The organism is Bacteroides sp. QWL-09, assembly GCF_058683585.1.
This window is the reverse complement of the sequence record NZ_CM178748.1, coordinates 1,966,514-1,985,900: the sequence shown is the minus strand read 5'-3', so window position 1 is coordinate 1,985,900 and position 19,387 is coordinate 1,966,514. Positions and strand designations below refer to the sequence as shown.

General features: G+C 41.7%; 12 protein-coding genes. 7 read left to right on the top strand and 5 right to left on the bottom strand.

The window, feature by feature from the left end; translation table 11 throughout:
• Positions 1–4: 4 nt before the first annotated feature.
• The 5 genes from AC4PG5_RS07705 to AC4PG5_RS07685 all read right to left on the bottom strand — a co-directional run bounded on the left by AC4PG5_RS07705 (position 5) and on the right by AC4PG5_RS07685 (position 7,190).
• A complete protein-coding gene (locus AC4PG5_RS07705; RefSeq protein ID WP_492028360.1) occupies positions 5–2,851 on the bottom strand; it encodes a M16 family metallopeptidase in 2,847 nt (948 codons plus the stop codon).
• 73 nt (positions 2,852–2,924) lie between these two features.
• Positions 2,925–3,728, bottom strand: coding sequence for a 3-deoxy-8-phosphooctulonate synthase (kdsA, locus tag AC4PG5_RS07700; RefSeq protein WP_492028359.1), 804 nt, complete (start codon positions 3,726–3,728; stop codon positions 2,925–2,927).
• A gap of 9 nt (positions 3,729–3,737) precedes the next feature.
• Positions 3,738–4,670, bottom strand: a complete 933-nt coding sequence (locus tag AC4PG5_RS07695) for a diacylglycerol/lipid kinase family protein (protein ID WP_492028358.1) — start codon at positions 4,668–4,670, stop codon at positions 3,738–3,740.
• Positions 4,671–4,799: 129 nt separating this feature from the next.
• A complete protein-coding gene (miaA, locus tag AC4PG5_RS07690; RefSeq protein WP_492028357.1) occupies positions 4,800–5,723 on the bottom strand; it encodes a tRNA (adenosine(37)-N6)-dimethylallyltransferase MiaA in 924 nt (307 codons plus the stop codon).
• 177 nt (positions 5,724–5,900) lie between these two features.
• The gene (locus AC4PG5_RS07685; protein WP_492028356.1) at positions 5,901–7,190 is read right to left on the bottom strand and encodes a DUF7833 domain-containing protein; all 1,290 of its coding nucleotides are present in this window, start codon (positions 7,188–7,190) and stop codon (positions 5,901–5,903) included.
• Positions 7,191–7,687: 497 nt separating this feature from the next.
• Between AC4PG5_RS07685 and AC4PG5_RS07680 the strand changes: the two genes are divergently transcribed.
• The 7 genes from AC4PG5_RS07680 (at position 7,688) to AC4PG5_RS07650 (ending at position 19,380) form a co-directional block, all read left to right on the top strand.
• Positions 7,688–8,047: a hypothetical protein gene (locus AC4PG5_RS07680; protein ID WP_492028355.1), complete on the top strand. Its 360-nt coding sequence runs from the start codon at positions 7,688–7,690 to the stop codon at positions 8,045–8,047.
• A 47-nt stretch (positions 8,048–8,094) separates the two neighbouring features.
• Positions 8,095–8,979 (top strand): IS3 family transposase, encoded by an 885-nt coding sequence (locus tag AC4PG5_RS07675; RefSeq protein WP_492028354.1) that lies wholly within the window; start codon positions 8,095–8,097, stop codon positions 8,977–8,979.
• 741 nt (positions 8,980–9,720) lie between these two features.
• The gene (locus AC4PG5_RS07670) at positions 9,721–10,593 is read left to right on the top strand and encodes an AraC family transcriptional regulator (RefSeq protein ID WP_492028353.1); all 873 of its coding nucleotides are present in this window, start codon (positions 9,721–9,723) and stop codon (positions 10,591–10,593) included.
• A gap of 401 nt (positions 10,594–10,994) precedes the next feature.
• On the top strand, positions 10,995–12,506 hold the full coding sequence (locus AC4PG5_RS07665) for a glycoside hydrolase (protein WP_492028352.1): 1,512 nt from the start codon (positions 10,995–10,997) through the stop codon (positions 12,504–12,506).
• Positions 12,507–12,660: 154 nt separating this feature from the next.
• Entirely contained in the window at positions 12,661–15,693 is a 3,033-nt protein-coding gene (locus AC4PG5_RS07660) for a SusC/RagA family TonB-linked outer membrane protein (protein WP_492028351.1), read from the top strand.
• A gap of 20 nt (positions 15,694–15,713) precedes the next feature.
• Positions 15,714–17,441 carry a RagB/SusD family nutrient uptake outer membrane protein gene (locus tag AC4PG5_RS07655; RefSeq protein WP_492028350.1) on the top strand — a complete coding sequence of 576 codons (1,728 nt, stop codon included), beginning with the start codon at positions 15,714–15,716 and terminating at the stop codon, positions 17,439–17,441.
• Between the two features lie 151 nt (positions 17,442–17,592).
• On the top strand, positions 17,593–19,380 hold the full coding sequence (locus tag AC4PG5_RS07650; protein WP_492028349.1) for an aryl-sulfate sulfotransferase: 1,788 nt from the start codon (positions 17,593–17,595) through the stop codon (positions 19,378–19,380).
• The last annotated feature ends 7 nt before the right edge of the window (positions 19,381–19,387 follow it).

The following is a 19,387-nucleotide window of genomic DNA, read 5'->3' as shown; positions in this document are numbered from 1 at the left end:
AAACTTATTTAGATTGATTTTCAGGTACAGTCATGATCACCTTAATTTCATTCTTTTGTTTTAATAATTCGGCAGCAAAAGTCTGAAGGTCTTTAGTTGAGATGCTGTTGACAAGTGCTTCATAACCATTGTTGGTGTCCACTCCGGTGTAGAAGTATTCATTCAAAACATTCATCCAGTAACCATTTTCTTTTTCATTTTCTTTATATTTCTTCAACATGTACTCTTTAACTTTTTGCAAATGCTCTGTTGAAGGACCTTCTGTCGATATTTTCTGAAGTTCGTTAGTGACGATCTGGCAAAGTTTATCTTTCTTGGCAGGATCTGTTTGGAACACTACTTGCAAAGTGAACTGTTCTCTAGGGTATTTGTTTATATTACCAAAACAGTTAACGCCATAAGTACCTCCTTCTTTTTCGCGAATCTCTTCCGTATAAACCATGTCGAGTGCTTGAGTCAAGAAAGACATCATGATATCATTCTTTAGATCATATTTACAAGTTCCGTTATAAAGGAATAAGATTGTTGCAATTGGTGTTTCTTGCTTTTTAGCGAAGATGTTGTCGATCTTTCCTTTACGGATATCCATCTTGTTGTCCTTAAAGGTTTCTTTAGCTTTTGTAGCCGGTAGTGAACCTAAATAAGTCGCAATAAGTGGTTTTGCTTTTTCAAGATCAATATTTCCAACGAAGTAGAACGTAAAGTCACCTGCATTTTTGAAACGATCCTTATACATCTCCATGATACGATCATAGTTAATGTCGTTGACCATATTCGCTTTAACTAAGATGGCACGTGGATGATGACCATACAGCGTGCGAGTGATAGAGTCGCGGAATGCACTGATTGGATTGGCTTCAGCACCTTCAAGTTCTGCTTTTAAGCGATTCTTAAACGATTCGAAAGCTTCGGCATCTTTGCGTGGGGCTGTAAATCTCAAGTAAGTCAACTGAAGCATGGTTTCCAAATCTTTTGGAGAACAGTTACCCATCACGTTTTCTGTATTATTACCGATTTCTGTTCCAACATTTGCTTTCTTTCCGGCCAAGGCTTTAGATAAATTGACTCTGCTGAAATTACCTACACCACCAATTGCAGAAACTTCATTCAGCTGTGAGATGTTCAATGCTTCATTGTTTCCAAATAGGCTGCTTCCTCCAAGGCTAGTACCTTGCATCTTGATCTCGTCTGCTTTAAAATCAGTTTGTTTGATGTAAACCGTAACGCCGTTAGACAATACAAGTTTAGTGGTACCAAAGACGTCATTCGCTTTTTCAGAAACAATCTTTCCACCTTTAGGTGTTTCAGCTAAAAGAGGTTCGTTAGACACTTTGTCTTCGTATGCTTTCAATTCGAGAGTATTCATCCCGGCTAATAAGCTTGTCACTTTTTCTTTAGTTGGATAAACTGCTTCGTCTTTATCGGGACCGGCTATCACAACCACTTGATTCTTATCGGTTACAAGTTGTTGGATGATTTGATTAATGACTTGAACCGGTACATTTGGAGCAATTTTATTCATTGTTGCATATTCAACGTCAATTCCCGGAATCGGTTCTTTATTGAGAAAATGCTCAACGTATTCGTTAACATATGAAGCACTTTTTGTTTTTTCTCTCTCGTTATAAGCCGATTCTAAGCGTTGAAGATAGTTTGCCCGAGCTCTTTCATATTCTGTTTCTGTGAAACCGAAACGTTTAGCCCGTTCAAGTTCTTGAAGAAGTGTTGTCAATCCTAATTCGAGTCCGTCGATCTTAGTATCCGCGCTAATATTAAATGCTTCTTTCGTTTTTGCCACAAAGAAATTTCCATAACTACAACCTGCACCAATAAAAGGAGGCGTTGCTGTTTGAGAGATTTCGCTTAAACGACTGTTCAGCATGCTTGTAGCCATGTGAACCATGTAGTTTGTAGCTAAATATCCAATGTTGTTTTTCATGGAATCCGGAGTCGCATCTTGTTTGAAGAAGATACTGATTGATGGAGTTTCCACTTCTTTGTCTTTTCCAATGAAAACAATTGGTTTTTCATTATCTTTTACCGGGTAATAGACGCGTTCGGCAGCATTGATTGGTGCTTTAACATCGGCAAATGTCATTTTAAGTTTAGCTTCCATCTCATCTACATTGATGTCTCCAACAATGATGATGCCTTGCAAGTCCGGTCTATACCATTTTGCGTAATAATCTTTGATGACTTGATAAGGGAAGTTGTTGATGACATCGAGACTTCCGATCGGCATACAGTCTGCGTATTTAGAATCCGGATACATCACAGGAAGAGCATTCGTGAATACACGTAGCATTCCACTATTTCTGCTTCTCCATTCTTCACGAATCACACCACGTTCTTTGTCGATTTCTTTATCGGCTAATAAAATGGCATTCGACCAATCGTGTAAAATCAAAAGGCAAGAGTCTACCACGTTTTTATTAACAGTTGGAACATTCATGATCTCATAAACCGTTTGATCCACTCCTGTACCTGCATTAAGGTTTGTTCCAAATTTAATTCCCTTTGTTTCGCACCATGCAATGACTCCTAGTCCTCTTTCGTCACCAGGGAAATTTTTAGTTCCGTTAAAAGCCATGTGCTCCAAGAAGTGAGCTAGACCACGTTGTTGTGGCTCTTCAAGAATGGCTCCTACTTTTTGTGCGATGCGCATTTCCACTCGTTTTTCCGGCAAAGCATTATGACGGATATAGTAGGTCAATCCATTCTCTAATTGACCAATGCGAACATTTTTATCAATAGGGAGTGGAGGGTACTGCATAGGTTGTGCAGTAACGTGTTGTAGATTGAAGCTAAACAAGGCTACAACAACAAATAAACTACGTAGTAAATTTCTCATTTTTCTCGATTATTATAAATTTATACGTTATTAGTCGATTCTATTGAAAATAAATCACAAAAACCTAATATTTTTATTTGATGGCTTCGCGTATTCTGACAAGCTTGGTCAATAAGCCTTCTAACAGGTCGAGTTGAAGCATATTTGCCCCGTCACTTTTTGCAACCGACGGATTCTGATGCGTTTCAATAAACAGACCGTCCACTCCGACTGCGACTCCCGCTTTGGCAATCGTTTCGATAAGCTGTGGCATTCCTCCGGTCACCCCTGATGTTTGGTTAGGCTGTTGCAAAGAATGAGTCACATCCAGAACCACCGGGTGCCCAAATTTCTGCATTTCCGGAATGCCTCGGTAGTCCACAATCAGATCCTGATAGCCGAAGGTGGTTCCCCGTTCGGTGAGCATCACGTTTTTATTTCCGGCTTCTATCACTTTGTCTGCGGCAAATTGCATGGCAGCCGGCGACAAGAACTGTCCCTTTTTGATGTTAACGATTTTTCCCGTTTTTGCAGCAGCGACGAGTAAGTCGGTTTGCCGGCAGAGAAAAGCCGGTATTTGAAGAATGTCGGCATATTCGGCCGCCATCTCAGCCTCCTCAGCAGCATGTATATCGGTTACGGTCGGAATTCCGAAAGTCTCATGTACCTTTCTTAAGATCTTTAAGGCTTTTTCATCACCGATTCCGGTAAAAGAGTCCAATCTTGAGCGATTCGCTTTCCGGTATGATCCTTTAAAAACATAAGGAATCTCTAGCTTGTCGGTCAGTTTAACAATATGTTCGGCAATCTGCATGGCCATCTCTTCACCTTCGATGACACATGGGCCTGCGAGTAAAAAGAAGTTATTGGCAGGTTGGTTAATTAATGTTGTGATCATATACTGTTGTTATTTTATTTTTGGGATGATAAATGTTAGCTTTTCAGGTAAGATCCCGATTTCTATAGGGAAAAACTTAGGGAATAAACGGCCGTCCAGATCGACAGCGGCATTCTGAGCACGAAGCACTTTGATCTGTTTCGTACGGAAACTTTTGACGACCTTATGATTTAAGATTCGTCCTTGAATCAGCATCCACAGTCCGGAGATGATCTGTAAAAACTCAGGTTGATAGATGACTGAGACATCCAGCCAACCATTGTAGGGAACAGCGTTAGGCGTTAGTCCCCATCCGGTAGCATTGCCCACACAAATCGACATGACCCTTCCCCGGATATGCTCATCGTTGATGCGCAAATGCGTCCGATACAGCTTCCGTTCCCAAAGCAATAAGAACAGAGCCGTGATGTACGACAGCGGTCGTACGCCCCAGAAGCGTTTGGTCTGATCGGTGATTTTTACAATTCGCGCGGTCAACCCGATATTAACAGCATTGATAAAATACCGTCTTTGATGATGAGCACCATCGTAATAGCTGCAATAGCCCACATCAATCTTTTTAAGTCGTTTGGCGATGATCTGATCGATCGCTATTTTATAGTCGGTGGTTAGTCCCCAATATCTTGCAAAGTCGTTTCCAATTCCATTGGGAATGAGACCGATGGCGATATTCTCCTTATCCTCTGCGTCGGACAACATAATTCCATTGACGGCATCGTTAAAGGCACCATCCCCTCCAACAACGACAATCGTCCGATACCCGTTGTTGGCTAATATTTTTGCTAGACGCTCTACCGAACCAAATCCTTCCGATTGGACGTAATCGTATGAAACCCCTTTGGCATCCATGTAGGCTTTAATCTCTCTCCAGCGTTTTTTTACTTTTCGCAGGCCTGCTTTTGGATTATAAATAATTCCCCATTTCCCCGGTTCTAAGCTCATAATCGTAAGAATTTTAAATTAACTTTTTGCTTGAAAATCTCTGTCTAGACTCTTAAAAGTCCTGTCTATACTCTTAAAGTGCTACTCTCTTAAAGTCTTATTCTCTTAAACTTCTTCCTCCAGATTCCCCTAAACCTCTTCCTCCAGAAGACGCTTAACGAACGCTATCTTTTCGGAGGTGCTTTCCTCGGCATTTAGCCAATGAATCGTAAATCCTCGTCGTTCCATTCCTCTAAACCACGTCATCTGACGTTTGGCAAACTGATGTATGGCGGTTTCTAGTTGGTCGTGCATCTCTTCGAAACTTAGTTTGCCGATGAGATGCAAGGTCAGGTATTTATATTCGAGTCCGTAATAAATCAAATCGTCCGGTGCAATGCCTTGGTTGAGCAACGCACGCACTTCCTCTATCATGCCTTGATCTAGGCGATCGTTTAATCGATCGGAAATCTTTTTTCTTCGCAAATCCCGATCAATATCCACGCCGATAATCAGGCTGTTGATCGCCGGGAAATCCCTCTCTTGAACGGGGCAGTTAGCGTAGTAAGTCTCGATTTCAATCGCTCTGATGGCACGCTTCACCGTATCCACATCCGTTGAGTTGTGTAGCGTTTTATACTGCTCGAGAATGTCGGTTAGCTCTTTCAGCGAACGATCGGCCAGTTGTGCCCGCAGTGTCGGGTTTTCGGGTACCGGTATGAGTTTGTATCCTTTGAGGATCGACTCGATATACATGCCCGTTCCTCCACATAATATCGGCTCTTTCTTTTTCGCTTTAATCGACTCGTAGGCTTTCAAAAAATCCCTCTGAAACTCAAAGACATTGTATTTGTAACCGGGGGGGACAATATCGATGAGGTGATAGGGTATGGGCCGACCGTTGACGACATAATCTTGTAAATCTTTTCCGGTGCCGAGGTTCATGTCGCGGTAGACCTGTCTGGAATCTCCGCTAATAATTTCTGTGTCAAGTTCTGCTGCCAAAGCGGTTGCAAAAGAGGTCTTTCCTGAGGCTGTTGGTCCTAAGATGGTTATTAAATCGTACTTCGGCATGTTAATCTATTTATGTTTTGACAAATGTACAATTTTATTTTGAGCATAGAAAAAGTCTTCCGCTTTTTACGTCTGTTTTTACGCGTTGTTTACTCTTTTAATGGACTTGAAATCTTTGGAAGCGCACACGTGATCCGTCATGATATTTGGTGTACTCTTTTTTACATGATCCTTGCGTTAACCGACCCAACGACCTGAGGTCGGACTGAAAACCGAGTGCTTCGACGGCCGTGGGGTCGCATACATTGGGATCTCTTCGCCCGTCGGATAGAACCGTCGTCCATCGCGATGCACCTCATACCGATACGGGTTGCGTGCATCACGCGCCTCCTGCTCATCCTGCAACCGCTTCTTCAGCAGCTTCAACGTGTTCGAGTCCTCACGCATAAAGTTGGAAAAGTAATACTTCACATCGCACCGCGTGACCAGTCCGCCCGACGTGCCATACAGCTCCACATGCTCCTTAAACAGTTCCAAGATTCGATCGACCGACTTCATAAAATCGCGCCCCATCTTGGAATGCATCGCCACCTGACGCAAGTACATCTCGTCGTCCAGCAGATCGTCGACCCAGTCGCGCCAAGGCTTTTCGGAAGCAGAAAAAGGAACAGAAGGTTTGGAAGATGCAGCAGTCGGTCGGACAGCAGGTCTGGAAGGAGCAGGTCTGGCGGCAGTCGGTCGGACAGCAGTAGCCAGTCGAACAGCAGGAGCCGGCCGAACAGCAGGAGAAGGAGCAGTAGCCGGCCGGACAGCAGCAAGTCTGACAGCAGTCGGTCTGGAAGAAGCAGTCGGTCTGACAGCAGCAGGTCTGACAACAGCGGAAGGCGCAACCTCAAAAATAGAATCGGGACAAGGATCGATTGTCGACCGTGAGAACCCTTCTCCCCAAGCCGCATACCGTGAAACTCTTTGTTGAGAATTCGGAATTGCGGCCATTGGTCTTTGAGGCATTTGGCCGTTGTTTTTTTCTTTTTCTCTCTCTCTAATCTTATATAGAGATATATTATTAATCTTTGCGCCCGCGTATGCGGAAATCTGCCTACTGTCAGTCAGTGAGTTACACGTTTCTTTAATCTCTTTTTTTACATTCTTTAACTCAGAACGCTCACTGAGCGACTTTTTCTTCGCATCTCCGGACTGTAATTTATTTTCCTTAGTTGTGAGCTTTTTAATCTTCAACCGAAGCATAAAATCGGTCACCGACGGCGAGAAAAACTCCTCCCCATCGATCACAAACACCCCATAATTTTTAATAATCTTCATCAGAAAGTTAGCGCGAACATGCACCTTGCGTGCCAACGTCGAAAGCAACACCAACGGAAAACGATAGTCCTCCTGGTGGCGAAGCAAATGATTCAACATCAAATAGGCCCCATAACCAACCATACCCTCACACTCCATCAGGTTCAACAGCCGTTCATCCGTCAAACCCAGATCTTCTTCAAGCATTACATCCAGTTTTTTCATTCCAGTATTTATTTAAAATGGTTTCAGTCTCTGTTGGGTACTGTTTCAATCTCTACCAAGATGATTCAGCTCCTACTGAGACCGTTTTAGTTCCGGTTGTAATCGCAGTGGTTTGCGGTTGCAATCATCCCATAAAGATAAGGATAATTTCATTACGTTATCCACCAATTTTTTGCGCATTTTTCGCCATGTATAATAGAGCTTAAATGATGAAATGGCTTTAGAAAGAAAGAGAATTGAAGGGCTTTTGAAAAAAGATAACGTCGTTTTGATGACATGGTTTTATGTGATTGGTATAGAGTGGTTTGTTGATATTGTTGATTCGATATATCTGTACAGATTGGCGACCTATAATACTTTTTTGAGAGGCTTTAGGGGGTGAAATCCATCCAAATAAAGGTGAAAATAAACATTATATAACCTTATATTTAACAAACTTTATACCTGAAAAAAGAGTGTCTTTTTTTAAATAAGGTTGACTCCTAACATGATTGATTATGAAAATTGAAGATTATTTGAAGGCCCCCACTTGGGCCCCAAAGATTCCTGAGATTTATCGCCTTCGTATGGTTGATGGTCTGTTAATTTCTGAGATTATGCAAAAAATGGAGTGCAGTCGTACGTCGATTTATCGAGCTTTAAGTATCTTTGAGTCAGACAACCCTCAAATCGCCGAAATGATGAAAAAAGAAGGCAAATCTGTAATCCCAGAAGATTACAAACGACTCTTATCAGAGATCACCAAACTAAAGAAGGAACTCGCTCAAGAGCGTCTACGTGGTGATTTCTATGCAGAGATGGTTGAATTGGGCAAAGACGTTTATGGTCTTGACTTAAAAAAAGCTGGCACCAAGTAGCCTATAGACTTCACACACGGGATGAAAAGCGTTATCGTATTCTTCCCATGTGTCGCCTACTTGGTGTAACCAAGCAAGCCTATTACAAGCATGAGAATACGCTACTCTCTACTCTTGCTCGAGAAGCCTTTGTCGTTGAGTTTATCAAAGAAATTCGAGTCAAAGATCCTGGAATTGGAGGCAGCAAACTTTGGTTGATGTATCGTACGAGGTTTGGAGAAAAGAACAGCGTGGGCTATAATCGCTTCTATGATATTATAGAACGCTATGGTTTGAAAGTCCGCAAGCGTAAGCGTCGCGTTCTTACCACAGACTCTAGGCATCATTTCCCGATTTATCCCAATCTTATCAAAGACTTCATACCGGATGCTGCTTGCCAGCTCATGGTTAGCGATATAACCTATCTGCCTCTGTGGATAAATGAGCAAGGTGAATATACCTTCTGCTATCTATCTTTGGTTACTGACTATTACAGCAAAGAAATCATCGGATATAGTGTTGGGAAAACTTTAGAGACTAAATATACGTTAGAAGCTTTAAAAATGGCTCTAAAGCATTATAGCAAAAAAGGATTTGATCATCTTGTTCATCATTCGGATCGTGGGGTACAATATGCAAGTTATGTTTATACCAACCTGTTAAAGACACACGGTATAGTTATAAGTATGACTGAAAGTGGTAATCCCAAAGATAACGCTGTGGCCGAACGCATAAATAATACCATAAAGAATGAACTGCTTAAAGGAATGGAGTTTTATACCATAAATGATTTGAAAAAAGCTTTGCATTTGGCCATAGAATTCTATAACAACGAACGCCCACATTGGAGCTTAGAAGGCATGACGCCTAAACAAGCTGCTCAATGCACAGGGGAATTAAAGAAGAAATGGACTAGTTATAGAGAAATTGCCATTAAAAGGAAGTATGCATAAAAAATAGAATAACTTTGCATGACTTCTTAATATTATCTGAGCAGAAAAGCGCAACTGCTAAATAAATGATTTACTTGACTTTTTATTATTTGATATCAGTGTAGTCAACTCATCTTATCAATAAAAAGAAAAGTAGTCAACGTGATTTATTAATAAGTTTAACTAGGGTCAACTCATCTTATCAATAAAAAAAGAAAGAGTCAACCTGAATTAAAAGTAAGTTTAATCAGAGTCAACCGACATGGTGAATAAGGCAAAAAACGGTCAACTAAAATGGTTAACTGACAGAGATAAGTTTCTTGTAAAAAAGAGATACGGTCGTTGCGCTCGTGAGGTACGGTCGTTGCGACGCTGGAGTACGGTGGTTGTGACGTTGGAGTGCGGTTGTTGTGGCGCTGGAGTACGGTCGTTATGACGCTGAGATGCGGTGCTGTTTTTAACTCTGTTAGTTCCTTTTCCTAAACAGTCTTTAGTCTTTCTGTTTCTGAATAAGTTATCTACTAGTAGATGACTTATTCTATTGCTTGGTTTCTATAATTATTGTATCTTTGAATTTCACTAAAAGATCGATCCTATGAAAGTAGGACAAAAAGGGTTGAATAATTGGAATGTGTTTTTTCTTTTAATCGTTGTCTTAATATAATAAGGTAAATCCTTTAAAAGAAGAGGGCAACGGACTGTCGATCGACTGGTGGATTAAAATAGACCGAAGTAACCACGTAATACTGTAAAAAAACTATTATGAACCAGGAAGTGTTTAATGAAAAATCGCCTTTGAAAGAGAAAAGTAGTATCGCCATATTTGAGCGTAATAAGCAATCTTTTACTTTTCCAATTCATTTCCACGATGTCTATGAACTTAATTTTGTGGAGAATGCAGATCAAGCTACACGTATTGTAGGCGACTCTGTTGAGGCGATTGCTGATAAAGATTTGGTTCTGATTTGTAATTCAACACTTCCTCATGCTTGGAAAGATGGCAATTGCCAATCGCAAAAAATTCATGAAATTACAATCCAGTTTTCTCCTTCCGGCTTTTCCTCACTCTTTGAACGTCCCCATTTTGCTTCTATCGAACGGATGTTTCATACTGCTGCTTTAGGAGTGGTTTTTTCTAATGAAACCATTAAGCGGGTGTTGCCATTCTTGCGCACGTTGACTGTCGAGGTGGATGACTTTTATTTAGAGACTAAATTTCTGATGTTGCTGTACGAGCTCTCTTTAGACGAGAATTATCGTCGGTTGGCGAGTGATGTACTGAATCCGGCAGATGATGGGGCGATGAGGAAGATGCATAAATTTTTAAAAGAGAATATTGATCGTTCTATCAGTGTGAATGACATTGCTTCGTATATGGGGATGAGTTCTGCAACGTTCTTTAGATATGTGAAGAATCATACCGGCATGAATTTTTCCGGTTACTTACTCGAGTTTCGTTGGAATGCGGTGCTGCGTGAACTACATGAAACCGATAGGAGGGTGACTATTGAGTATTTATCCGAACAGTATGGCTTTAGTGCACCTTATCTTTATAAAATTTTCAAGAAACGTACCGGCATGACGCTGGTGGAATATCAAAAAAACAGGAAGAAGAAACTGATCCGTTACATCTAGATACTGTTCGGAAGTCTTCTTAAATGAGGATGTTGTATCTGTAAAATATGTGACGGATGTAAAAAACGGCCGTGAAGTGTATGATGAGTGATTGAATTGAATAGTCTTTCCCAATATTTATCTTTGAAAGATTGATTATCAGGCTGTTTGTGACTTATTTGATCAGACGGACGCTGTATATAGCTCTATCGTAATCTCCTTTTTGTTCTTTTGTATGTAATCTGTTGGTCTTTTGTTCTTTATTTGTTTATTTAGAATTTTATTTTTAATGGTGAACTGGTCTGATTATTCGTTTATATTTGATTGAATTGGATAGTATATTGATTGAATTGGAGATAATATGGAGAAGGATATCTCTTAACTTTGCAACCAGTAAAAACACCTTTAAATGATTTGAAACTATGACTACACGCCGTTCTTTTTTTCTATTCATGACGGTTTTGACTGTTTTTTTCTTTTCATGCACTAATGAAGAAAGTCAGTCTGTACTAGACGATTCTAATTCTAATTCTGTTTTAATGACTCGTTCCGGCGCTTCAAATGCTGTTGTTTTGCATTGGGCTATGGAGGAACAAAAGATCGATGGGTTTGGCATTGCACAAGCAGGATGGGCCGACTATCTATATGCGCATCGTAAGCGTAATGAGATAACGGATCTGTTTTTCGGTCAGGATGGTCTTCGTTTGAGTATCTTGCGTGGGGAGGTTTTTCCACATTATGATGCGACGACATTTAATTTGAACGAGAATGTCGATTTATCTCTGGATGATCCGTTCTTCGATATTGACTTTTCTACTGATGGTAATGAAGTTGCTGAGGCTAAGGCTGAACGCAACGGGCAGTTGTGGCTGACTCGAAAAGCTAAGCAGGAGTATGGAGTGGATAAGTTGATGTTTTCTACATGGACACCGCCGGCTTCGATGAAAAGTAACGGAAGTACCTCTAAAGGATATTTGAAACGCTCTTCTTATCAAGAGTATGCCAATTATCTAGCCAATTTTTGTACGGCATTTAATCGAGTGGGGTTACCGGTATATGCCATTTCTCCGGCTAATGAACCGGAATATGCTGCCGATTGGAATTCTTGTTTGTGGTTGCCTGGGGCAACAACTCTTGGGCCGTTTATCGTAAATAACTTGGGACCGAAACTTCAACAGACAAACCCTGATACGCGAATTATATTTGGCGAAAATGCACAGTGGACGGGGATTCTCGGTTTTGTTATGGGGAGTGAAAACTATGTGCGTGATATCATTAATTTGAATCCGAGGATTACGGACTATCCGGTGATAGCGGCCGGTCACGGCTATATCGATCCGGTGACACAAAAGGACCCGGGCATTAAACCGTTCGATAAAGCTGAATCAAAGGGTATTCCGGTATGGCTGACCGAAATTAGTGATCCTAGTACAAGTTACAATCCTACGATGACGGATGGTTTGCGTTGGGCGAAACTTTTTCACCGTTATTTGTGTGAGGCCAATACGAGTGCTATTGTCTGGTGGGCTGGTGCTTTACCCGACAATTACACTACAGAGGGATTGGTGCATATTGATAAAAATCGGACGACTTATGAGGTGAGCAAGCGATGTGAAGTATTTGGGAATTTCTCTCGTTATATTCCGTTGGATAGTAAACGTATCTCTGCTGAGTATAATCCGGATAATGGGTATATGGTATCGGCGTATAAGAAAGGAGTCGATTATACGGTTGTTGCCATTAATCCTGCTGATGTGGAGGTAACTATTACGTTGCGGCTTGATGCAGCTCAAGTCAATGGATCACTTCAAGGATATCTGACTGATAGTACGCATCGGTGGTTTGCTGTTGATCCGGTTCAAGCAGTGGATAACGGCTATGTGGTGGTGCTACCTGCTCGAAGTGTAACCACTTATATCGGTACTGTCTTATAATTTAATATTTCTTTTAGCCTAATAACAAGAGGTTTAGGCTCTTTGGGAGTGTGCCAATCGGATTGGTACAGCTTATCGTATGTCCTGACCAAACTGTTGTAGGAGGTGATTATAGACTATTTTGTTGATCTAATATATTTAATTAATTCTTTGTATGAAAAAAAGCATGCTTATTTTCATGTTGTGTTGGTTCACTCTGCTGACGTATGCACAACATGGTATGACGATTAAAGGTGTGGTAACGGATATGGATGATAATCCGTTGGTCGGCGCAACAGTGTCTGTTGCCCATTCTACAGTCGGAACAATAACCGATTTGGAAGGTAACTATACGATTACTGTGAAAGAGGGACAAACACTGGAGTTTTCTTATATTGGCTTTCAGAAGCAAGCGGTGAAAGTGGCCGGACAGACGGTGATTAATATCAAGATGGCTGAAGGAGAACAACTTGATGAGGTGGTTGTCATCGGTTATGGTACAGTGAAAAAGAGTAATCTAACCGGAGCGGTAGCTTCTTTGTCTGGAAAGGATATGCCGGTTAATGTAGCACGCAATGCTTCGGCTGCTCTGCAAGGGCGTATAGCAGGTGTTACAGTGAGTGCACCGAGTGGACAACCCGGTGAGGGGATGAATATTAATATTCGAGGAATCAGTTCATTGAGTTCTACAACACCGCTTTATGTGATTGATGGGGTGTATGGGGATATTAATATGGTCGATCCTTCCGATATTCAGTCAATCGAAGTGTTGAAAGATGCTTCATCGGCTGCTATTTACGGTTCTCGTGCAGCTAATGGGGTCGTGTTGATTACCACTAAAGGGGGAAAGAAAGAGACGCCTACTCGAGTAGAGGTGAATGCTTATACTGGTATTCAGAGTGTGGCTAAGTATATTGATGTGATGGACGGTAACCAGTTGCGCGATTTTTCAAAAGCAACCGGTTATAGTGATAACACCGAATTGTTGAGTTGGAACGGTGGTGCCGGTACCGATTGGCAGAAGGAGTTGTACCGTACGGCTATGGTATCGAAAGTGGGATTAAATGTGTCGGGAGGCAATAAGACTTCGACTTATAATATCTCAGGTAGTTATTTGAATCAAGAGGGTATTGTAAAAACGACTGGTTATGAGGCTTGGAATATTCGGGCGAAGAATACGTTCTCGTTGTTCGATAATCATCTACGTATGGGGTCTACTATTTTAATTAGACTTTGGAATAAGAAGTATGAGGATGCTTCATATACGGCTGCATTGACTGCAGTACCTCAGTGGAAGGCTTACGATGAAAATGGAGATTGGGGAAAGGCACCGACATGGACCAGAGGAGATAACCCGGTGGGTTGGGCTGAGGCTTATGACCTTCAGAAACATGGGGTCGATTTGACGATTAATGGTTATGCTGAAGTGGATCTTTTCTTAAAAGGATTGAAGTATAAACTGAATGTCGGTGTGAATAAGTATACACATCGTAATTATGATTATCATGTGCCTTATGAATTTAGTACCACGTCGCAGAGTCCGGATTACAGATTGAGTGAGGGGACTTCTTGGCAAGATGAGTGGATGATTGAAAATACCGTGAATTATGATAATACGTTCGGACGGCATACGGTATCGGCCTTGGCCGGGTATTCTGCTCAGCGTAATAATGCTCGTGGGTTTGGTGCAGCTCGTTTGGGCTTGCCGGGTGGACTTGATGTGATTGATGCCGGTTCAGTTTCGACTTCAACGAATAGTGGTGATGCGTGGGCCAACACATTAGTATCTATGTTTGGACGTGTGATGTATAGCTATGATAATCGGTATATGTTGTCGGCTTCTATCCGCCGCGATGGATCGTCTAAGTTTGCCGAAGGTCATCGTTGGGGTAACTTCTCATCGGTTTCTATCGGTTGGAATGTGATGAATGAAAAATTCTTCGAGCCTTTAAGAAAAACCGTGAATGAGCTAAAGGTAAGAGCTAGTTATGGTGTTCTGGGTAACTTGAATGGCATTGGTAATTATGCGACTCAGTCCACGGTGACTACCGGATTGAATAATGTGCAGGGAGGTTTATTATGGGAAGGTGCTACTACCGGTAGTGCTTGGGTATCGCCTGCTAATGTGACTTGGGAAAAAACAAAGACGACTAACTTTGGTTTGGATTTGGGTTTCTTGAATAATAAGTTCACATGGAGTGTTGATTATTTTATTCAGAAGACGGAAGATATGCTACTCTCTATGCCACAACCGGGTAGTTTCGGATTGGGTGGATCGCCTACTATGAATGCCGGTACAGTGGAAAATAAGGGACTTGAGCTCGCCTTGAATCACCGTAACATGATTGGTGATTTAATTTATCGTGTGGGCGTGAATGCGACTTTTATCAAGAACGAGTTGACTAAGGTGAATGGTTCCCGGAAAGAGTGGACCGGGTTTAATCCGCATAATAAAGGGGCCATTACGTATGCTATGGTCGGAAAACCGATCGGATTCTTTAATTTGATTAAGTCGGATGGGGTTTTTCAAAGTAAGGAAGAGGTGCAAGCGTATGTGAATAAGGAGGGTAAGATGATTCAACCTAATGCAGAGGCTGGCGACTTGAAGTATGTAGACTATAATGGGGACGGCAAAATTGACAATTTGGACCGTCAGGATTGTGGCAGTGCATTCCCTAAAATGACTTTGGGCTTGATTCTGGGAATAGAATGGAAGAACTTGGATATGAATGTGTTCTTCGATGGTAACTTTGGCAATAAGATTTACAATGCGATGTATTATAGTACGGTGTATAATGAATCGACCGGTAATCAATATACCGAACGCTTGAATAGTTGGACTGAAAATAATAAGAATACTAGTATCCCACGTTATGTGGCTGGAAATGATAAGAATGGTACGAACTGGGGATATACAGATCGTTGGTTGGAGAATGGTTCTTTCTTCCGCTTGAAAACATTCGAATTAGGGTATACACTACCAAAGTCTTGGACGATGAAGGCGTGCATGAATCATGTACGTTTCTATACTGCTATGGAGAATCTGTTTACGATAACAAGTTATAAAGGATATACACCGGATTTGGGGATAAACAATAGTGACGGCGCCGGTACTTCCGGTGGCGAGGGCGTGATGACACGTGGTTGTGATGATGGCCGTTATCCGATGGCGCGTACCATTTCTTTTGGGGTGCAAGTTAATTTCTAATGACTAAAATGATTTAAGATATGAAGAGCGATTTTAAAAAATATATGATGGCATTGGCCACGGCTCCGTTGTTTTTCACGTCATGCAGTGAAAGTTTCTTGAATGAGGTGAACCCGAATAAAGAGACGCCAAGTACCTATTGGGTGAATGAGAAGAATGTTAGTAAGGGCTTGTCGGCTGTTTATAACCCCATCCGTCGTATGAGTTGGGGCTATTATGGGGGCTACGAAGGAATTTTGCATTATCAGATGCGTGCAGATGATATGTACCCTACGCGTGGTGAAGAACCGAGTATCTGGGAAACTCTATCGTTTACCAATACGCCAAACTCGAGCAACGGGTGTTGGGGATATTTATATAGTGGTATTCAATTGGCCAACGAGTTTCTTTATAATGCACCAAACGTGACAAGCATGGATCAGACTACGCTGTCACAGATGCTTGGAGAGGCTTATTTCTTACGTGGATTTGAATATTTTCGGGTGCGTACTGATTTTAACGAAGGGGTGATTCGTACATTACCGCAGAGTGCGGATCCGGTTGCTCATGAATTATCGACTCCCGAGGCTGTTTTGGATCAGGCTATTGCAGATTTGAAAGAGGCTAAGGCGCGTTTGCCTAAAACTCGTCCTGCTGATGAGGCTGGTCGGGTCACTCAAGGGGTAGCGATTGCGATGTTAGGGAAGGCGTATCTTTGGAAAGGCGATTATGAGGCTGCAGAAAAAGAATTGAAATCAATCATGACAGGATATGGGTATGACTTGATGCCTAATTATGAAGACAACTTCCGTGACAACAAGGAGTTTAATCAAGAGTCTATCTGGGAGATTAATTTCGAGGCTTTGGGGAACTCTGGTGATGCTTGGGGAAGCAGTACTGGTAATAATGCATTTATGGGGAGTGTGATCGGACATTATTTCGGTCCGTCATTGAAGGGTCCTGGTGCTCACGGACTGAATGCCGGTGGCGGTTGGTATAAGATGCAACCTTCGCCTTACTTAATTAAACAATTTGTGGCCGAACCTCGTCCGAATGGAGCCGATAGCAAATGGGATAAACGGTTGTATGCCACGGCTTTCTTTAAATATTCGGATTACAATGATGTGAAACCTGATGACACGTTCTTTGATGGGTTTACGTTCGATGAAATTTTTGGTTGGACGGTCGATAATGATAAGAAGTGGAGCAAGGGTGAGCCGAGTTATCCTACCATTGAAGGAAAAGCGGGACGTTTCTTGATGAAGAAACTCACACCTTGGTATAACGCAACCGGTTGTACCATGTATTCTAATAATTCGGGACGTATCAATAACTATCGCATCATGCGCTTTGCCGAGGTGCTTTTCTTACATGCTGAAGCAGCCCTACAAATGGGAGATATGAAATCGGCGATGGCTGATATCAATCGTGTTCGTGTTCGTGCAGGTTTACCTGAAAAACAGTTGACGGACAAGGCGGCAATTATGGATGAGCTTCGTAACCAGAAATTATTAGAATTTGCGGGTGAAAATGTGCGTTGGGATGATTTAGTACGCTGGTATAGTGCCGATGAATTGAAAACGATGATGCATACGCGCAAGACAGACACAAATATATATAAAGTAGATGGTACCGGGAATAAGACATTTGTGGGTGTGGAGGATACTCAGAATTTCCAAAACTTCCAGAAGAAATATCTCTACTTCCCCATACCACAAAGTGAGGTCGATGCCAATTTAAATTTGGATCAGAAGGCTGATTGGAGATAAAAGAGGTTTGATTCTCCTTTCTAGGATGGTTCTTGATCATCTGAAAAAAAGGAAAATGTGCATCACAGATTACTGTTGATCGGTGAATAGATTTGCACCCAACGATGGTAGTCTGTGATGTTTATAATTCTAAGCATTAAGAGCACTGAATATGAAGAAATATAGTTATTGGATTTTAGGCTTAATCCTTTTTTTGACAGCCTGTAGTGGCGATCAAGAGGGGTGGACAGATAGCGGAGAAGTGATCTCTATCAAAAGTTTGATTGATAATCATGTGTTACTGAAACATGTTGATTTAAATGCAGATACTTGGAAATTCTATTTTGAAAGTCAGACGGTGGATATACCGGAATCGGTTATCGAAAAGGTGAGCCAGGATGTCGAAAACTGGAGAACAACGGTTTTATTTAAGAATCAGCAATCGCTTATTATTCCTACACTTGGTACTCGTTTCGAGAAATTTATCGGAAACATAGAGGTCAATCCTTCTAGATTAAACCCTTTGGCTGCTACTATTCAGGTGGCTTTGCCTACCCAAGGACGTATGAAGGTGGTGGTTCATAGCAAGAAAGAGGCCCGTGAACCTAATGTGGAGCATCTGTTTAATGGGTACACCGAACGGCAATCGTTGGCTGTATTAGGTCTTTATCCGAACTATAATAATCAAGTGGATTTGATTTATTATGATAAAAATGGCGAACATGAACGGGGACGGGCTACTGTAACCATTCAGACAGAGGGGTTTGAAACCCGGGCTTTTCAGAGTTTACGTGTGGTGACTTGTCAACCTAACTTGATGGAACCTGGAATGAATTTGATTAACTCTCCGGGAGTGGGTGATGACGATACGTCGGTGCCTTATATCGTCGATGCGGATGGAGAGGTACGTTGGATACTTATCTTGGAACAATCGGACTTGGCTCATTCGGCTATGCAAGGTGGGGTGACTCGTCTGCAAAATGGGCATTATCTAGCAGGTAATGCGAATCGTAATGATCTTTTAGAACTTGATGTGTTTGGCAATACGGTTAAGAAATGGAACTTAACGGCATTGGGGTATCAGTATCATCATGAGGTGATGCAGGCAAAGAATGGCAATTTTCTGGCAACGGTTATTAAAACAGATGCCAAGTGCATGGATGGAATCACGCCGCGTATTAATGACCATATTATTGAGTTTAATCCTGAAACCAACAGTTTAGTGCATGAGTGGGATTTAGTGAATACACTCGATTCTGCACGTAATGATAACGTGGGAACATTACCCGGCATGTATTTCGGCCAATCGAATGCAAATTGGGCGCACAATAATGCTATTGTGGATTGGGGGGATGATTACCTAGCTACTGCACGGTATCAAGGTATCTTTAAGTTTAATAAGAAAGGTGGTTTGGCTTGGATTATTGCTCCGCACAAGATGTGGCGTGAACAGTATAAACCGTACTTATTGAAACCATTGGATAAAAATGGAAATCCAATAACCGATGAAGATGTGATCAATGGCGATAAGAGTACAGATGATTTTGATTGGCCTTGGGGGGTACATGCACCCGCTTTTTTACCCAATGGGCATATTATAGCATTTGACAATGGCTTTTTTAGAAACTTTATATCGCGTCCACTTTCGGATAATAACCAATATAGCCGTGCAGTGGAGTATGAGGTCGATGAAAAGAACCGAACCGTTCGTCAGGTTTGGCAGTATGGCAAGGATCGTCCCGATTGTTACGGACCAGCTCGTTCGTCGGTACAGTATCTTCCGTTAACCAAGAACGTCTTGTTTAGTTCGGCGATGCAGAATAAGCTGAGTAACGGCAGTTATGGAGCACATGTCATTGAAATTAATCCATCGACTAATAAAGTGGTGTATGAGTTGGAATTGAGTTCGGCCGTTTTCCATCGGGCTATTCGTCTTAAATTATACCCTGAAACATTATAATGACAGA

Excerpts from the sequence above, each read along its gene's own strand:
- AC4PG5_RS07705 (WP_492028360.1), bottom strand. The coding sequence starts at position 2,851 with ATGAGAAATTTACTACGTAGTTTATTTGTTGTTGTAGCCTTGTTTAGC.
- kdsA (WP_492028359.1), bottom strand. The coding sequence starts at position 3,728 with ATGATCACAACATTAATTAACCAACCTGCCAATAACTTCTTTTTACTC.
- AC4PG5_RS07695 (WP_492028358.1), bottom strand. The coding sequence starts at position 4,670 with ATGAGCTTAGAACCGGGGAAATGGGGAATTATTTATAATCCAAAAGCA.
- miaA (WP_492028357.1), bottom strand. The coding sequence starts at position 5,723 with ATGCCGAAGTACGATTTAATAACCATCTTAGGACCAACAGCCTCAGGA.
- AC4PG5_RS07685 (WP_492028356.1), bottom strand. The coding sequence starts at position 7,190 with ATGAAAAAACTGGATGTAATGCTTGAAGAAGATCTGGGTTTGACGGAT.
- AC4PG5_RS07680 (WP_492028355.1), top strand. The coding sequence starts at position 7,688 with ATGAAAATTGAAGATTATTTGAAGGCCCCCACTTGGGCCCCAAAGATT.
- AC4PG5_RS07675 (WP_492028354.1), top strand. The coding sequence starts at position 8,095 with ATGTGTCGCCTACTTGGTGTAACCAAGCAAGCCTATTACAAGCATGAG.
- AC4PG5_RS07670 (WP_492028353.1), top strand. The coding sequence starts at position 9,721 with ATGAACCAGGAAGTGTTTAATGAAAAATCGCCTTTGAAAGAGAAAAGT.
- AC4PG5_RS07665 (WP_492028352.1), top strand. The coding sequence starts at position 10,995 with ATGACTACACGCCGTTCTTTTTTTCTATTCATGACGGTTTTGACTGTT.
- AC4PG5_RS07660 (WP_492028351.1), top strand. The coding sequence starts at position 12,661 with ATGAAAAAAAGCATGCTTATTTTCATGTTGTGTTGGTTCACTCTGCTG.
- AC4PG5_RS07655 (WP_492028350.1), top strand. The coding sequence starts at position 15,714 with ATGAAGAGCGATTTTAAAAAATATATGATGGCATTGGCCACGGCTCCG.
- AC4PG5_RS07650 (WP_492028349.1), top strand. The coding sequence starts at position 17,593 with ATGAAGAAATATAGTTATTGGATTTTAGGCTTAATCCTTTTTTTGACA.